15 protein-coding genes are annotated in these 16,246 nt (G+C 53.9%); 4 read left to right on the forward strand and 11 right to left on the reverse strand.

Features of this window, described 5'->3' with window-relative positions; translation table 11 throughout:
• Positions 1 to 219: 219 nt before the first annotated feature.
• From AC3RCL_RS30680 to AC3RCL_RS30695, 4 genes are all read right to left on the reverse strand, one after another.
• Positions 220 to 1,536: a 6-phospho-beta-glucosidase gene (locus AC3RCL_RS30680; RefSeq protein ID WP_492533730.1), complete on the reverse strand. Its 1,317-nt coding sequence runs from the start codon at positions 1,534 to 1,536 to the stop codon at positions 220 to 222.
• A gap of 75 nt (positions 1,537 to 1,611) precedes the next feature.
• Positions 1,612 to 2,595 (reverse strand): N-acetylglucosamine kinase, encoded by a 984-nt coding sequence (locus tag AC3RCL_RS30685; protein WP_492533732.1) that lies wholly within the window; start codon positions 2,593 to 2,595, stop codon positions 1,612 to 1,614.
• A 109-nt stretch (positions 2,596 to 2,704) separates the two neighbouring features.
• Positions 2,705 to 3,601, reverse strand: a complete 897-nt coding sequence (locus AC3RCL_RS30690) for an AraC family transcriptional regulator (RefSeq protein WP_096775722.1) — start codon at positions 3,599 to 3,601, stop codon at positions 2,705 to 2,707.
• Positions 3,602 to 3,822: 221 nt separating this feature from the next.
• Positions 3,823 to 4,899: a branched-chain amino acid aminotransferase gene (locus tag AC3RCL_RS30695; RefSeq protein WP_015737922.1), complete on the reverse strand. Its 1,077-nt coding sequence runs from the start codon at positions 4,897 to 4,899 to the stop codon at positions 3,823 to 3,825.
• 123 nt (positions 4,900 to 5,022) lie between these two features.
• On the opposite strand from AC3RCL_RS30695, the gene AC3RCL_RS30700 reads away from it, so the two are divergent.
• The gene (locus tag AC3RCL_RS30700) at positions 5,023 to 5,913 is read left to right on the forward strand and encodes a LysR family transcriptional regulator (RefSeq protein WP_015737923.1); all 891 of its coding nucleotides are present in this window, start codon (positions 5,023 to 5,025) and stop codon (positions 5,911 to 5,913) included.
• Positions 5,914 to 5,974: 61 nt separating this feature from the next.
• Here AC3RCL_RS30700 and AC3RCL_RS30705 read toward each other — a convergent pair whose 3' ends face one another.
• The 6 genes from AC3RCL_RS30705 to rlmN all read right to left on the reverse strand — a co-directional run bounded on the left by AC3RCL_RS30705 (position 5,975) and on the right by rlmN (position 11,773).
• Positions 5,975 to 6,793, reverse strand: a complete 819-nt coding sequence (locus AC3RCL_RS30705; RefSeq protein ID WP_492533735.1) for a GNAT family N-acetyltransferase — start codon at positions 6,791 to 6,793, stop codon at positions 5,975 to 5,977.
• Positions 6,794 to 7,244: 451 nt separating this feature from the next.
• Complete coding sequence (locus tag AC3RCL_RS30710) at positions 7,245 to 7,781, reverse strand: GNAT family N-acetyltransferase (RefSeq protein ID WP_015737925.1); 537 nt, start codon at positions 7,779 to 7,781, stop codon at positions 7,245 to 7,247.
• Positions 7,782 to 8,078: 297 nt separating this feature from the next.
• Complete coding sequence (gene mphI, locus AC3RCL_RS30715) at positions 8,079 to 9,020, reverse strand: macrolide 2'-phosphotransferase MphI (RefSeq protein WP_492533737.1); 942 nt, start codon at positions 9,018 to 9,020, stop codon at positions 8,079 to 8,081.
• Positions 9,021 to 9,526: 506 nt separating this feature from the next.
• Positions 9,527 to 9,820 carry a DUF6509 family protein gene (locus tag AC3RCL_RS30720; protein ID WP_192570286.1) on the reverse strand — a complete coding sequence of 98 codons (294 nt, stop codon included), beginning with the start codon at positions 9,818 to 9,820 and terminating at the stop codon, positions 9,527 to 9,529.
• Between the two features lie 270 nt (positions 9,821 to 10,090).
• Positions 10,091 to 10,561 (reverse strand): hypothetical protein, encoded by a 471-nt coding sequence (locus tag AC3RCL_RS30725; protein WP_015737927.1) that lies wholly within the window; start codon positions 10,559 to 10,561, stop codon positions 10,091 to 10,093.
• Positions 10,562 to 10,711: 150 nt separating this feature from the next.
• On the reverse strand, positions 10,712 to 11,773 hold the full coding sequence (gene rlmN, locus AC3RCL_RS30730; protein WP_015737928.1) for a dual-specificity RNA methyltransferase RlmN: 1,062 nt from the start codon (positions 11,771 to 11,773) through the stop codon (positions 10,712 to 10,714).
• Between the two features lie 313 nt (positions 11,774 to 12,086).
• Between rlmN and AC3RCL_RS30735 the strand changes: the two genes are divergently transcribed.
• Together AC3RCL_RS30735 and AC3RCL_RS30740 are read left to right on the forward strand one after the other, a co-directional pair.
• A complete protein-coding gene (locus AC3RCL_RS30735) occupies positions 12,087 to 13,568 on the forward strand; it encodes an NAD(P)/FAD-dependent oxidoreductase (protein ID WP_492533740.1) in 1,482 nt (493 codons plus the stop codon).
• Positions 13,569 to 13,627: 59 nt separating this feature from the next.
• A complete protein-coding gene (locus tag AC3RCL_RS30740) occupies positions 13,628 to 14,233 on the forward strand; it encodes a TetR/AcrR family transcriptional regulator (protein ID WP_096775714.1) in 606 nt (201 codons plus the stop codon).
• 90 nt (positions 14,234 to 14,323) lie between these two features.
• On the opposite strand, the gene AC3RCL_RS30745 is transcribed toward AC3RCL_RS30740, so the two are convergent.
• On the reverse strand, positions 14,324 to 15,283 hold the full coding sequence (locus AC3RCL_RS30745) for a metallophosphoesterase family protein (RefSeq protein ID WP_492533742.1): 960 nt from the start codon (positions 15,281 to 15,283) through the stop codon (positions 14,324 to 14,326).
• Positions 15,284 to 15,475: 192 nt separating this feature from the next.
• Here AC3RCL_RS30745 and AC3RCL_RS30750 point away from each other — a divergent pair, with 192 nt between their 5' ends.
• A complete protein-coding gene (locus AC3RCL_RS30750) occupies positions 15,476 to 16,246 on the forward strand; it encodes a DeoR/GlpR family DNA-binding transcription regulator (RefSeq protein ID WP_492533744.1) in 771 nt (256 codons plus the stop codon).

Genomic DNA, 16,246 nt, shown 5'->3' on the forward strand with positions numbered 1-16,246 from the left:
TTCGTTTTATACGGGTATGACGGGCGAGGGCATCGAGATGTGACAAGAATGAAGGTCCAAACCGAAAAGTAATGTCATTCATGAGTTCAGGACTCCTATAATATATCAGGAAGCCACAAGCTTCGAAGTTATACTTTCTGATGATTTCAATAAAACCCCTCTTCAATACGAAGAGGGGTTTGCATAGCTCTATAACCGCACGTTTGATTTCATTCCGCCTTAGACCACGGCCTCCGGCTTAAAAAAAGCCGGCAAGTACTTTTTGTTCGCCTCCAGCATTTCATCGAGCAGCTGCTTCGCTACGGTCACGGACGGCACCAGCGGATGATGCACCAGCGCCTGCAGCGCAATCCCGCGATCGCCGGTAATGGCAGCTTCGATCGTCAATTGTTCGTACACTTTCACCGCATGCATCAGTCCCTTCACATGGGAAGGAACCTTTTGCGGCGCCAACGGTATTGGCCCTTGGCCCGTAACCACGCAGTTGATCTCGATGCTGGCATCCGTAGGCAGGAAGTCGTAGATATTGCCGTTTGCGACATTCAATGTCTGGATATCATGGCGGTCATTATAAATGGACGTCATCAGGTTGACGGCCGCTTCGGAATAATATGCGCCGCCGCGCTGCTCCAGCTGCTTCGGCTTCACGGCCAAATTCTCGTCCTTGTAGAGCTCGAACAGCTCCTCCTCTACCCGGCTGACCACGTCCGCCCGGGTTCCGTCCTTCTCCAGCGAGGCTTTCATGTCCGCGAACATCGTATCGGTCATGTAGAAATATTTAAGATAATAGGTCGGAATCGCCCCAAGCGAACGGATAAAATCCGCGTCCCAGCCGAAGGTCGGCACGTTCTTCGCCGTATACGATTTCCCGCCGTCCAGCAGCTCCGGCATTTTCTCTTCACCGTTGACGATCGCCGACGTCACCCAATGGAGATGGTTGATCCCGACAAACTCGGCCAGAACGTCCCTCTCCGACACGCCGTACTCCGCCGCCAGGAACTTCTGAAAGTTAATCGGGGAGTTGCACAGACCGACGGATTTGACCTTGCTGTGCTTCGCAACCGCTTCGGTGACGATGCCTGCCGGATTCGTGAAGTTCAGCATCCACGCATTCGGTGCCAGCTCTTCGATATCGCGGCAAATGTCCAGAATCACCGGTACCGTGCGCAGCGCCTTCAGCATGCCTCCCGGGCCCGTCGTCTCCTGGCCGATGACGCCGTGTTTAATCGGAATATGCTCATCCTGCTTGCGTGCCGCCAGTAAGCCGACGCGCATCTGGGTCGTCACGAAATCGGCACCCGCAATCGCCTGCCTCCGATCCAGCGTCAGGTGAACCTCGATCGGCAGACCCGACTCCTTGACCATGCGTTTGGCCAAATTGCCCACGATCTCCAGCTTATGCTTACCTTCTTCAATATCAACGAACCATAGTTCGCGAATCGGCATTTGCTCATAATTGCGAATGAAACCTTCTACAATTTCCGGGGTATAGGAGGAACCTCCCCCGATGACCGCTATCTTCAATCCTGCTGCCACGTTAATCGCCTCCAAGGTATGATATCAATCCGTTTCGATCCGGATCTATTGCCCTCTATTACCACAATCTGCTGATCAGACTGTGGTTGCCTGCTCAAACGTAAATGCTTTCAGTTTGGCCTCCGTCTCAACATCAACGGCATGACCGTCGGCATCCATCGCGCACAGCAGCGCGCCGGAAACCGGGTCGGATGTTAGCCTTGCGCAGGATGCATGGGGTGCCCGGACCGCAACGATCCGTTCGATTGCATCCGTCAGGATCGAGCTGTTCGGCCTGTTCAGCACGCTGCCGATATAGACGATGTCGAAGGCTTCGTCCGCCATGTCCAGCCGCCGGATCAGCGTGCATACCGCATTGGCCAGCTCCTCGCCTTCGTTCTCGAGGATCCAGGTAGCCACCTCGTCGCCCGCTTCAGCCGCCTGAAACAGCGTCTTCACCAGACTTGGCGGAACCTTCGTCCTGCCGTAGAGGACATCCTCGTACATCGGTTCGACGGATGTATATCCCATCTGCTCCAGAACGAGCGACGTCAACAAGGTTGCCGGTCCCCGCTCATCCCAGGCTCGAATAACCGCCCGGAAGGCCAGGGTTGCAAACCCTGATCCGCCTGCATATCCATCTCCGTACAAGAAACCGAAGCCGCCATACTGCAGCTCTTCCCCCGCACGGTTACGGGCGGCGCTGTTGAAGCCCGTACCGCAGATCAATGCGGCGCCATACGGACGGCTCGTTCCCGCCCTCATCCCGATGATGGTATCGCATGCGATAGCATGTCTCGGATATCCGAGCGCCCCGATCATCGGGCGCAGGATCTCGTAATCGGCTTCCCGATCGGCTCCGGCCAGGCCGAAATAGGCATAGCTGATATCTTCCTTGGCAGCTCCAGCCTCTTGAAGCGCCCGGTTGCAGGCCTCCTCAATGTTATGGGCCGCATGCTCACGGTGAATTTGGTGATTGCCGTTGCCGGACGCTCCCTTGCCAAGGATATTCCCTTGTTCATCGCAGATGACGGCGTGTGTTTTGCTGCCGCCGGCATCCACACCCAGATACAAACTCATGGACTTCACTCCTACCCGCCTAACGGCGGCGTCATGTGGTGGTATATGTTTAAGATACCGCTTCCACAGGTTGCCATCTACTGTTATACGATCAAGGAGTGATACTATCTTACTGTTTCTTGGAACTCGTGGCGGAGGGGATCATGGGACTGCCTGCATAAGCGCGCTCCCGGATCTCGCTTGGCGAAGACCCGACATGCTGCTTGAACAAACGATTGAAATTGGACAGATTCCGGAACCCGCAGGTTTCCGCGATCTCGATAATCTTCTGGTCCGTCGTCTCCAGCAGGTGCACCGCATGGGTCAAGCGCAGCTGGATCAGATAATGATGCGGTGAGGTTCCGACCGCCTGCTGGAACAGGGCGCTGAACCGGGAAGGGCTCAGATGCGTTAAATCCGACAGCTCCTGCAGCGTCCAGCCGTAGTCAAGATGAAGCTCCATCGTGCGCAGGACTTCTTTTAACGCGTGCATCCCCCTGCCCTTGATCGGCCTGTGCTCCTGAGCCGGAGACGACAGATGACGGTTCGCCAAGCTCAGGAAACGAATGAGATCCGAACGGATCAGGCTCATATAAGAGGTCCCCCGGGCTTCATACTCCTCCATCATGCGCCGAAGCAGCCGGGCGAGTTCATCGTGCACCGGAGATTGCCTGTCTACGTTTCCGAGCGAGCGGAAGGGAGCCATCAGGTCCGGATCGAACTTGAGATCGATGGACAGCAGGGAAGGCTCGAACATAATGACGTCCATGACCAGGTTCTCGGTCTCATACGCGCGGTGCAAATCATTGCTGTTGATGAATATGATATCCCCCTGCCGAAACGGGAGCTTCATCCCGTTGATCAGAATAAAACCGGTTCCGCCTTGAATATAGTTAAGTTCCAACGCATGATGCCAATGCAGGCGCTGGGCTCCGGCGAATATGCCGTGCGTGGTCGACGCGGTAAACGGAAAGGCAGCGTTCGTAAAATCTATGGCGTCCGGAACGACGCTTTGCGGACGATTCACTTCAATTGCACCTCCATGCCTCGTAAATAACGTGTCAACGATGTACTCACATCGTAACATGAGCGCCTCTCTTAAGAAAAACATGGAGCGACGTTTACGCTCAGATGATTAAACCGCAAGCTGCGGCGAGATAGAAGGTAAACCACGGAAACCTTATTCTTGCCCGTGAAAAAAAAAGGACCCGCCCCCAAGTATGCCTGGGGCGGATCCTTACAGGTGCATTAAGATAATGGAAGTTCAACCGTCCAGCCGAACGGATCCTCAACGGTTCCGAGCTGGATGCCCGTGATGGCATCATAAACGCGTTTGGAAAGCTCGCCGGTCGCTCCCTCGCCAATCACCAATTGCTCCTCCTGCCATTCCAGTGAACCGATCGGCGATATCACCGCTGCCGTGCCGGTGCCGAAAGCCTCGGTCAACAAGCCGCTGCGGTGAGCCTCCACGATTTCATCGATGGAAAGGGCCCGCTCCTCCACGGGGATGTTCCAATGCTGCAGCAGCTGGATGACGGAGTTCCGGGTAACCCCATCCAGGATGCTTCCGTTCAGCGCAGGCGTTATCACCTTATCGCCGATCTTGAAGAACACGTTCATGCTGCCGACTTCCTCGATATATTTGCGGTGCACGCCATCGAGCCACAGCACCTGCGAATATCCCTTGAGGGTGGCTTCATCCTGCGCTTTCAAACCTGCCGCATAGTTGCCGGCCGTCTTGGCATTGCCCACGCCCCCGGCAACGGCACGCACGTATTTCGGCTCCACGTAGATGCTGACCGGATTGATGCCTTCCGCATAATACGAACCGACCACCGACAGGATGATCATGAACTTGTATTGCAGCGACGGCGCTACGCCGAGCACGGGCTCGGTTGCGATGACAAACGGACGGATATAGAGCGATGTGCCCGGCTCGGAAGGAATCCAGTCGCGATCCACGAGCACGAGCTGCTTGAGCGCTTCCATCACAAGCCCTTCGTCCAATGTCGGAATGCTCAGGCGCTGGTTGGACAGGTTCAGCCGCTGAATATTTTTGTTCGGACGGAACATGAGGATCCGCTGATCTTCCGTCAGGTAAGCCTTCAGGCCTTCGAATACGGTCTGGCCGTAGTGAAATACTTTGGCGGCAGGGTCAAGCTCGATCGGCTGGTACGGGACGACGCGCGGGTCGTGCCAGCCTTTGCCAGCATCATAGTCCAGAATAAACATATGATCCGTAAAAACCGTGCCGAAAGCCTGTTTATGATGGCTCGGCTTCTCCTTCGGGGTGGTCGTTAATTCCACGGATATCGCGTAAGTCATGTGCACACATCTCCTTATTTTGCAAACGTTATTAGTTGAATCATATCAATCGATGCCCTATATTAAAAATATCTGATTTATAGGGATACCATACCTTTAAGGTATGGAGAGGAGGTATGAAAAATGGACATTCGGCAGCTGCGTTATTTCCTGACGATCGCCCAGGAAGGACAGATCACGCGTGCGGCTAAACAGCTTAACATGGAGCAGCCTCCATTAAGCCGTCAGCTGAAGCTGATGGAGGAAGAACTCGGCGTCCTGCTGTTTGAACGCAGCGGCAAGCAGCTTCAGCTCACCCATGCAGGCGAGCTGCTGCAGAGCAGGGCCGCCTCCCTGCTGAACCAGTTCAATGAAACGCTGACCGAGGTGAAAGAGATCCACGCGGGAGTCCGCGGCATGCTCTCCATCGGTGCCGTCGTCTCCTGCATTTCGCTCCTGCCTCAGCGCATCCATATCTTCCGGCAGCAATATCCCGAGGTCACCTTCAAGATTCGGGAAGGCGACCACTCCCTGCTGGCCGATCAGCTCGACAAGCGTAATATCGAGCTCGCAGTGACCCGGCTTCCGTTCGAATCCAGCTTCGGGCCCGAGCGTTATGCCGTTCAGCCCCTGCCCTCCGACCCGTTCGTCGCGGTCATTCCAAGCAGCTGGGAGAGCATTGCCTCCCATTCGGAAATCTCGATGCGCGAGCTGGCGGAATATCCGTTCCTGTCCTTAAAAACCGATCAGACGATCGGGATGCATGAGCGGGTCATTCAAGAATTCAAACGCGGCGAGCTTGAGCCGCGCGTCATATGCGAATGCTCCAGCGTTGCCATTATCGTCGCTTTGGTAGCCGAAGGCATTGGCGCCACCATTTTGCCCGAGTCGGTCATGTCCTCCTTCGCGATTCCCGACATCCGGACGCTGTCCATTACAAGCGCTGATTTCCAATCGGACGTGGGCATTGTTTGGCTCAGGGATCATGTCCTGTCCAATCGGGCCCGGCATTTTTTAGCTACCTTTATAGAATAACACTTGTTGAGGCCCCTCGTCTTCCCCAGCTTTGTCCAAGCCTTGCCGCATCGGGTCTTCGTTATCCATTGTGGACAAACTTGAGGTCGCTAATCGTCCCGCATCGGGTAAATCCGATATGTTGATACAGCCGGTTGGAGTCCGGGTTGGCCTGGTCGGCGTACAGCACGGGAACCAATCCTTCCTGCAGCAGGATAGATCCAAGGTCTGCAACCAATGCGCTGGCATACCCTTTTTTTCGTTCCTCCTTGGGTGTGTACACCGCATTGATGCGGCCGTGCCTTGGCGACCGGTGCGCAATGTTGGCCATCGACACCGTGTGGCCGCCGGCCATCCATACATATAACCCGCCCTGCTGAATGAGTCGTTGGGCGGTCTCGACCTGGCTTGCCGCATTCGCTCGGACCCCATAAGCATCCTCCGAGAATCCGACCAGAAACCGGGCCACCTGCTGCATATCTTCCTTAGCGGCCCGTCTGAACCTCCCCTCGACGCCTAAAGGGCTCTTGACGGCGGGGGCATGGTAAGACTCCATCGTCATCTGATGACGGTAGGCCCCATGGCGCTCCTCTGCGTAGCAGCTGGCGAACTGCTCGGCCACGCCCGGTTCTCCCGTTACGCCCGGCAGGGCTGCTTCCCCCAGCTCGCTGACCAATTCTCGAAGCAGAAGCTGCCGCCGATCCATGGCAACGTCCCGGGATATCCATAACCAGGCGTTCCCGCGGGGCGACTGCGCATAGATCATGCGTCCGTCCGGCGATTTCAGGCCTATGCGCTGCGGCGACCCCGCAATGAGATGGATCAGGTTGTACGATACCTCATCCCGAATAAATTCTTCCCGGCACAGCGCCTCGTCCTGTGGCATCAGCTTCGTTAACATGATTCATCCCTCTCCTCTTCCCATGATCTTTCCCTGCCGACCCAAGTGGTGGACCGATCGGCACGGCCCCGCCGCCTTTTGGCGTCTCCGGCATCCCAGAGAACACAAAAAAGCCCCGTCCCCTGTAGGGACGGAGCCTTGTCTCCGCGTTACCACCCTGATTCGTGCCGGCTAGCCGGGCACGCACTCTTGTCATCATCCATCAATGATGCCCCATGGTAACGGCTGGGTAAACCCGGATACGCCTCAACATAAATCGGCGGATCTGCTCCGAGGTGATGGCCAATTCATCGCCGCTGACTGCTTCGCACCGCCCAGCAGTTCTCTGATTCAGCATCCTTTGCGATCTTGGCGTCCTCATCCAAGCATTTTTCGAAAAATTTAACTCAGTTTATCCCGGCATCATCCGGCTGTCAAGCCCTATTCCAACTAGGATGCTTAAGTCCCCGTCTTATTTGTTATTAAAACGGAAGACCAGCATATCCCCCTTCTCCGGATGGACGCCATCATGCTCCGTATACCGTCCGCCCGTGTACGTGTTTAACGTTTTGCGCCAAAAAATCTGGGTGCTCATATTGCGCTCGGTCGGATTCGTCTGAAGCTCCCATGCGCCTTGGAACTGATCGAACACAAGCTCAGCCGCTCGTTGGGCTACACCTTGTCTTCGAAAAGTCCGAAGCACAAAAAAATCATTCAAGTAGTACTGGATATTCGGCGATGGAATGTAGGGCGTGGTCGCCACCAGGGCCAACCCTGCCGCAATGCCATCTACGGATATCAGATAAGGAAAAAGAACCGACGGCTGCTCCCACCACACATCGAGCTGCTTGCTCTGCTCGCTTAAGGTCGGCACATCCTCTTTTTCAAATACACCGAACCGGTTAGGACGGACCCCCCATATCTCAGCAATGTCATGCAAGTACAGCGGATATATGTTATGCAGAATAAATGACTGTTCCTTCGGGCATAAACGTACCTCAATATTCACGGTCAATCCCTCCTTAATGAATGATGTATGTAAGTTTAGTATGTCTAGGATAACATATTTACTCTTCCAAGAGGTTTACAGGTATGTAAATTGCGTTACGAAATGGAGTTAAATACGTTAAACCTACTCCTTATTTCACCACGATTTCATTATATGTCCTACGGCTCATCCAAAATTATGTTGAATTCTGTTATTTATATCATGCAAAGAGCCAACCGAATGTATGCGTCGGTTGGCTCCTTAATTTCTGCGGAATCAGGGTGGATCGGATCGGGCACCTCGCCCATCCCCGTCCTGTTAATTCGAACCAGCTTGCTCCGTCAAGCCCAGCGCATTCCGCGCCATCGTCATATATTCTTCCTGACCCGTAAGGAGCGCGAACTGGGCGATCAGCACGGGATAAGCCGCATGCTGCTCGACAATATGGTCGAACATGCGCGGCCATACCTTTCCTCCCGCTTGTTCATACCGATCCAACAGGACACGAAGATTAGGCTCGCCGAATATGGCGTAATACAGCACGAAATCTTTGGCGGGACTGGCTACCTCCGACTCCGTCCAATCCAGCAGCCCGGTAACCCGCACGCGCTCATCAATCAGGATATGCGGCGGATGAAGATCTCCGTGGATCAGCGCGGAATGCGTTGGCCAGTAAGAATCGTCTCCCAGCCACTTCTGCCACCTCTCCCAGAGCGTTTCGGAAACGCCTAGGCGGTCCTTGATGTCGTCCATGTTTCGGGCAGTCTCCTCGCGAACTTCTTGGGGGCTTTTTACCCGCAGGCCTGCGGCTCGGGCTGCATCGTGGTCGATTCCGTGCAGGGCGACCAGTGCCTCAGCCAGGGAGTGAACGAACGGCTCACCCGGATTCTCGGCATCCATATTAAATGCATATCCTTCCATGCTGACGGAAGCGGCAGGCTGCCCGCCGAGCAGCGGGTAGGCGATGAGCTCCGGCGTATATATGCGCCAATCCGGCACGTCGACCGGCAGATGGGATTGGATCAGCTTCAGGACCCGCGCCTCATTATCCGCCCTGTCCAGCACATCCGTTCTTCTCGGCTTACGCAGGATCCACCTTGCCCCGGTCTTGGCCTCCTCCGCAAATCCAACGAGAAAGTCCATCCCGGATTCATTCATCTCAATGCCTTCGGGACTCAAATCCACCCCGTGCTTACCGGCTATCTCCAGCATCTCTTGGATCACTAGCGTATAATCGTCATTGGGCTTTGCTATTGTCATAAGGAATTCATCCCTTCCATATTTCATTGATATCGTAATAGGCCGTTATCACAACAAAAAAAGCACAGGCAACGAGCTGCCTGTGCTGGGTAACCGAAACGGGACCTTACCGTCCACCGTTCCTGGAAATGCCTACTCGAATACACGTTCAAATACGGGAAGGTGAAGACACCTCTTATCCCGCACATGAAAAAACATGCACTCCTATAGACATATCATAAAAATGGGTTGCGTAAAAATGACGGACCCATCCCGATTACCCTGCAACTGTGCAGGTCTCTTTAGCGCTATTTCATTAGCCGCGAAAAGATCTCAATCGGGAATAATCCAACATACGTAACCCTCCGTTCATCCTAAGTTGTGTATAACTTTACCAAAACCACGAAATCTTTGCAAGAACTTCTTGAGCAGTTTGCTGCCTTTTTAAGGCGACGCATAACACGCAAGTTCACACGGGATGAGCAATGAAGCCCTCAATGGCGCTTTTCTAACCGCATCATCTTGCCTTAGGCTTCTTCCTGCAAATGCTCCCTGCAAAAAGCCGTGAGTTCTTCCTCTTCCTCGGGCTCCATATCAAAATCCAAATACTGATCCGTTGTGCGCTCATAGAAATCGTATTTGACGATACGCGAAGCATCCTCATCATCCAGGTAGATCACTCGCAGGTAGACGCCATGCTCCGAATAGAGCTCGTCATCCTCCGGCACGTCCAAATCGCATACAAACTCAAAGCGTTTGCCGGTCAGGATTCCAAACGGGTCCTTCACCTGTTCGACGCTGTATTCTTTGATCGTTAACATATTCCCACCCTTTCTATCACTCTGCTTATTATACACAAGAGAGCGCCCATCCCTACACTCTTTCTAATTGCTCAAAGGCTGCCTCTGCCGGAAAATCAGGGCCGTTCCCCAATTTACGATTCTATCAGCGCATACCTTTAACGAGCTGCACCGAACTCACTTACGGTAAAAAAGAAGACCACCCAAGAAGAGCACGTATTAGGAAGACAAAATGACCCTCCGCAGGGGTCATTTTGCTGATTCGGGTTATAAAAATATCCCTGAAGCCGATCACTTGCCGTCCTCTTGACCGGTCCGTTCCTTCCCCTTCGCGGTTGCGGCGAACGATCGGGTCATCGTCTTGATCAGCTCCGCTTTGCGGTAACGCAAGGCGGACCAATCCTCGTCGATGGCGATCTGCCGAACGGGCTCATAGCCTTCGTCGGCAAGGATGCCCGTAACGCTCTCCCGGCTGCAATCGGAGTTCTTATACGTCTTGGACGTTTTCTTGGGGTAACACAGCCAGAGCAGGCCGTTATCCGCCACGGAGCCGGCTGCAATCTCGGCCAGCCGCCGTAATTCTTCATTGCTTGTCCCAAAGGCCTGCACGAAGTCGTAAGGTGCTTGCACAGGCTCCGTATGAACATCTCCCTGCAGGGAACTGATGACCTCTTGATAGGCCTGCGGTGCGTTAAGCATCAGAACCGGCTGGCCGAGGTCCTTGTACTGCAGCTTTTTGATGATTGGATGAATCTCCGGCATTTCTGCTCATTCCTCTCGCGATGGATTCGTATAGGCCACCTACCTGCCCCAATTTAAGAAGAGCATACCCATACGAATGGATACGCCCTTACTTCTAGGCAACCCATGGTGCGTTGGTAATGCCTCCAAGAGATGCCCGTTGTCTGCTTGTTACTGAGCCTTCTTGATCTGCTTGCTGCGCAGCTGTCCGCAGGCTGCGTCGATATCCGTGCCATGCTCCAGCCGCACGCTGCAGCTGATGCCCTGTTTCTTTAAGGTATCGTAAAATGCGGTGATCGATTCCTTGGTGCTGCGCTGGTACTGGCTGTGCTCATCCACCGGGTTGTACGGAATGAGGTTCACGTTCGCCAGATTGCGGCGCTCGCCCACGAGCTCGGCCAGCTCGAGCGCATGCTCCCGCTGATCGTTCACATCCTTCAGCAGAATGTACTCCAGCGTGATGCGGCGATTCGTTTTTTCCAAATAGTAATCAATCGCTGCCATCAGCTTCTCGATCGGAATCGCTTTGTTGATCTTCATGATGCGGGTCCGGATCTCGTCGTTCGGCGCATGCAGGGAAATGGCGAGGTTCACGCCCAGATCGCTGTCCGCGAACTCGACGATTTTGTTAGCCAGCCCGCTGGTCGATACCGTAATATGACGAGGGCCAATCGCAAGCCCTTTATGATCCTTGATCACGCGAATGAAATCCGACATGTTCTCATAATTGTCAAAAGGCTCCCCGATCCCCATTACGACGAGATGGCTTACCCGTTCGCTGCTGCCTCTCCGATCCAAGTGTAGCTGAACCTGCATGACCTGCTCCACGATTTCCGCTGCGGACAAATCCCGGCTCTTCTTCAGCAACCCGCTGGCACAGAAGCTGCAGCCGATATTGCACCCGACCTGTGTGGTCACGCACACCGACAATCCGAATTTATGCCGCATCAATACGGTCTCGATCAGGTTGCCGTCCACCAGCTTGAACAGAAACTTAACCGTGCCGTCCAGAGACTCCTGCTTGGTATGCTCCTCCAAGGTCAGGATCGTATAATGTTCCTCGAGCAGCTGCAGACATTCCGGATGCACATCCGTCATATCGGAAAAAGACGTTACCCGCTTCCGATACAGCCATTCCCACACCTGCGTTGCCCGAAATTTCTTATGTCCACGCTCGCCTAGCCAAGCCGTCAACTGATCTAATGTTAATCCATAAATGGATGGTTTGTTCATTGATTGGTCCTCTTTCTATTCATAGTCCACTCCTTATTGTCCCAAAATTCCGAGGGGAACACAAGGGGAGTTATAGGCAATTCACGCTTCTTTGACACAAAACGGGATTTACATATCCAGGAAATTCCTTTATCTTATTATTGACTGACTTAATCAATCATAATTTAGGGAGACGGAAAGAACTACAACTTCTCGTTTATGCTTAGGGAGCTCACTCCCAGTCAGTCCGTCACCTTCGTCCAAGTCAGAAAACCAGATGGTATTTTTTGTTTAATATTGACTGATTAAATCAATCTACATTGGAGGTAATCAAATGAATTCCAAAGGAAAAGCGCTGATTCTTGGTGGAGGCATAGCCGGACTATTCGCTGCCAACGTGTTATCGAGGCATTATGAGGAGGTGGTCATCGCCGATCGGGATGAATTTCCCGCAGGTCCGGAGAATCGAGCCGGTACGCCGCAGGCTTATCATCCCCACCGTTTTCTTGAACGCGGTAAAATGATCGTTGAACGATGGTTCCCTGGCATAACCGAGGAACTGCTTCAGCAGGGTGCTCACCCCCGAGCGCAAAAGTCCGTTAAAATGACCAACCGTTTCGGCACGCTGGAACTGCCCGATGAGCCTAATGCGGGATGCAGCCGATCCCTGCTGGAGTGGACCCTTCGCAGCAGAGTGGCCAAACTGCCAAACGTTACTCTCTTACCGAAACTGACGGCGCAACAATTGCTGTTTGACGCCGGCAAGAAGGCCGTTACCGGCGTTGTGTTCCGGGACAGGAACGTCAAGGAGCCGGCGCTCCTTCATATGAATGCGGATATCGTCGTGGATGCAAGCGGTCGCGGGTCCAAGCTGGCTGATTGGCTGCAGGACCTCGGTTATGCGATACCGGAGGCTGAACGGCTGCACATCTCTCTTGGCTACAGCACGCGGCATTATAAGGTGCCTGAGGAAATCCATGCGGCGTGGAGCACCATCGTGAACGAAGGAGACCCCGCTCTCGGCATCGGCACGGCCGTCTTCAATCCGATCGAGAATCAGCTTGCGGAGATCGTGCTGTATCGAGCGGGAGGGGCATCTTATCCGACAACCGAAAGCGACCTGTACAATCAGGAAGCCCAAGATCTATTCGGACCCGCCATCGGAAACTTGCTTGAGCAGCTGGAGCCTGTTTCGAGTCCGCGAGGCTACCGGATCGAAGAGTGCGTGAGACAGCATTTCGAGGAGATGGAGGACTGGCCCTCCGGTCTTCTAGTGCTTGGCGATGCCTTCTGCAGCTTCGATCCGATATTCGGCCAAGGCATGACGGTGGCGGCTATCCAGGCAGACACGCTGGACCGCTGCTTGGAGTCTAAGCAGGAAGGAGTCCTGCTTGAACAGGGATTCGAGCGTTCGGCACTTCAGGAGATTCAATCCGCCATAGAACCTGCATGGTGGCTTAGTGCAGCGGCTGATCTAAGATGGGCAGGCGTGAAATACGAAGGCCGACTGTCCGCCCAAGGGTTTTCTTTTGCCCAGAGGCTGTTCGACATATGCCAGGAACTGGCTTACAGCCACCACGACATGGCCGTATTTGAGCAGTACATGATGGTCACCGGCCTGTTCGCTTCGCCTAATGATCTGTTTAATGCTAAAAGCATCACCGCCATCGTGAATGCGGATCGTTCCGGACAGGGCAACGCTTGGCTCCATCAAGTGCTGGAAGAGGCCGGCATGCCGCTGGAGGAGCTATTGGAGCAGATCATCCCCGCTTTCAATACGGAATTCCTGCCCTTAACCATGGGATTGCCCGAATAATCCAAATGCGTTATTGTGGATATCAGCAAGAGAATACCATGGTGAGGGATTGACAAGAAATGGCCCCGTTGAATGAAGAACAACTGCATCAAATACGCGACGAACGAAAAGAACAAATCATGCGAGCAGCCATCAAAGTATTCTCAAAAAGAGGTATTTTCGGAACCAAAATGAGCATGATCGCCGGCGAAGCCGGGGTCAGTCACGGCCTGCTTTATCATTACTTCAAATCCAAAGACGAGTTGTTCATTACGCTCGTACAATGGTCAATGGATGAGGCACGGCACGCGCTCTCCGACATCTATGACGTGCCCGGTACCCCTCTTGAGAAAATTACATTGCTAACCTCCATGATTCTTCAAGAGGACGATAATTCGCACTTCATGCTGATTCAGCAAGCACGCACCTCGGATGGCGTGCCGGAAGAGGCCAAACGGATTATCGAGAGCTATTCCATCCATGCCTTCGTGGATCAGCTCATGCCGCTGTTCGAAGCCGGACAGCAGGCAGGAGAGATCGCGGCTGGCGATCTGAGAGAACTGGCGGCCTGTTATTTATCCGTGCTGTCGGGATTAATGACGCTGAAGTCCCAGGAGGATCCGAGCTATGCGCCTCCTAGAGCGGAGCTGCTGCTGCGCATGCTTACGAACGGACAGGGAAAATAACGCAAACAGACACACCTCTCATGAAATGGCCGGGTTCATAACCGCCATGTTCATAAGAGGTGTGTTTGTTACTGCCGTGCGTGTCGTGTATCAGTCAGACGCCCCGGGTTCATGCTTCTCCTGCTCCCGGATCTGCGAGCCGTCGCTCAGCGTGATCCAGGTGTCGAACTGCCGCTGTCCTTCATGCAGGCGAATGACCCTTGCCCCCCGGAGCATGCCTTCGCGGCCATATGTGCCATACCCGGTCGCTCTGCCGTAGCAGAGGCGGATGCCGTGCAGTTCGCCCCAATAATCATTGATGTGATCATGTCCTGCGAACGTGCCCATCACATCCCCTCGCTCGAGCATCGCCGCGAACAGCCCGGTATTCACCTCCGGACAACACACCTTCTCAAACTTGCTGCCATAACACGTCCTACGCTCCCACACCTCGAGATACTCCGGCAGCGGGATATGGAAAAAAGCCAATGACGGCAGCGGGTTCCCCTGATGCTTGGCGCTGTATGCCCGGGACGCCATTTCATACCACCGGATCTGGTCGCGCCGGATCCAATCGTACCCCGGAACGGCAGAGTGTTCGGACTCTCTCCCTGAGTCGAAGAAGTACAAAACGGCCGCCGTCTCTTCCCCGTTGCTGCCGTATAAAGGCAGCGTATAATTCCCTACGCCATGAATATCCGGCGAGCCGTGCTCTGCGCAATTATAAGCGTGCTGCATGGCAACATCCATCAGCTCTTCGCGCGTGACCTCGCCCTCCGTATCGTGGTTCCCGAATACGAAGGCCCAGCGGATTCCGCGGGACTCCACCGCAGACACGGCATCCTTGAAGGCCTGCGCCGGATCCTGGCACTTTCTATAACCGGTGTCGGCTTCGCCGGAATAAATAAGATCGCCCGTAAACACCACCAGATCGGGCTGCTCCAGGTCGAGCACCGTCTCCATGCAGCGCCGGCTCATCAGATCCTCCGGCTCCCCATTCTTCCAATGAATATCTGTAAACTGCACGATCTTGAAGGTATGATCGTCTCCGAATCGAAGAATCGGCTTCATCGCACATTGCCTCCTTTTACTTGGACATGTGGTTTTCATGTTGGTTGTTGTGGTTTTATGTGTATATTAGAGGAGAAAACGCCCCGAAGTCAATGATTTTTGTTGACATTGTCAATTATCCATCCTAATATAAGATCGAATCCACAACTTCGGTCATCATCAGTCATATATCACATGGAGGCGAATGCATTTATGTCCGTAACCTATGAGGAGCGCAGAGGGAAGATTTTGAATCAATTGGAGCTTGAAGGCAAGGTGAAGGTCCACGCCTTAGCAGAACAGCTGGAGGTATCCGCCGAAACGATCCGGAGGGATTTGGACCGGTTAGAAAAAGAAGGCCAACTGCGCAAGGTTTACGGCGGCGCCGTCAAATCGCGATCCGGACATATCGAGCCGTCCTTCACCAGCCGTTCCCAGACATGCGCGGAAGAAAAAGCGGCGATCGGCAAACTCGCCGCCTCCCTTGTCAAGGATGGCGAAACCGTTCTGCTCGATAACGGGACGACCACGATTGAGGTCATGCGCTATCTTAAAGACCGGCCTGATGTCACGGTCATCACCCATTCGCTGCCTATATTGAACCTCGCGATGGAGATGTTTCAGGGGAGGATTATTTTTATCGGCGGAGATATGGACCGGACCAAGCAAGCGTCAACCGGACCTCTTACCGAAATGCTGCTGGAGCAGTTCAAGGTGAATAAAGCGTTTATCTCGGTTGGCGGGATCTCGTTAACCGATGGCATTACCGATTATGATCTGGACGAAGCTTCTATCTCGCGAAAAATGCTTGCGCGTGCGGAGGAAGGCATCGTTCTCGCGGACCATACGAAGCTTGGGGTAACCACGTTCTCGAAGCTCGCCAAGCTGGATGATATCTCCATGATCATCACGGATCAAGGATGCTCACGGGAATGGATGGATAATCTGTCCGCCCGCGGCATCGAAGTGCTCATAGGACAATAG

The sequence above is a fragment of the Paenibacillus sp. MT86 genome, from assembly GCF_058792535.1.

Bases quoted from the DNA above. Each gene is read 5' to 3' on its own strand.
- AC3RCL_RS30700 (WP_015737923.1), top strand. From the start codon at position 5,023: ATGGACATTCGGCAGCTGCGTTATTTCCTGACGATCGCCCAGGAAGGA.
- AC3RCL_RS30720 (WP_192570286.1), bottom strand. From the start codon at position 9,820: ATGTTAACGATCAAAGAATACAGCGTCGAACAGGTGAAGGACCCGTTT.
- AC3RCL_RS30695 (WP_015737922.1), bottom strand. From the start codon at position 4,899: ATGACTTACGCGATATCCGTGGAATTAACGACCACCCCGAAGGAGAAG.
- AC3RCL_RS30745 (WP_492533742.1), bottom strand. From the start codon at position 15,283: ATGAAGCCGATTCTTCGATTCGGAGACGATCATACCTTCAAGATCGTG.
- AC3RCL_RS30740 (WP_096775714.1), top strand. From the start codon at position 13,628: ATGGCCCCGTTGAATGAAGAACAACTGCATCAAATACGCGACGAACGA.
- rlmN (WP_015737928.1), bottom strand. From the start codon at position 11,773: ATGAACAAACCATCCATTTATGGATTAACATTAGATCAGTTGACGGCT.
- AC3RCL_RS30685 (WP_492533732.1), bottom strand. From the start codon at position 2,595: ATGAGTTTGTATCTGGGTGTGGATGCCGGCGGCAGCAAAACACACGCC.
- AC3RCL_RS30725 (WP_015737927.1), bottom strand. From the start codon at position 10,561: ATGCCGGAGATTCATCCAATCATCAAAAAGCTGCAGTACAAGGACCTC.
- AC3RCL_RS30750 (WP_492533744.1), top strand. From the start codon at position 15,476: ATGTCCGTAACCTATGAGGAGCGCAGAGGGAAGATTTTGAATCAATTG.
- AC3RCL_RS30735 (WP_492533740.1), top strand. From the start codon at position 12,087: ATGAATTCCAAAGGAAAAGCGCTGATTCTTGGTGGAGGCATAGCCGGA.
- AC3RCL_RS30705 (WP_492533735.1), bottom strand. From the start codon at position 6,793: ATGTTAACGAAGCTGATGCCACAGGACGAGGCGCTGTGCCGGGAAGAA.
- mphI (WP_492533737.1), bottom strand. From the start codon at position 9,020: ATGACAATAGCAAAGCCCAATGACGATTATACGCTAGTGATCCAAGAG.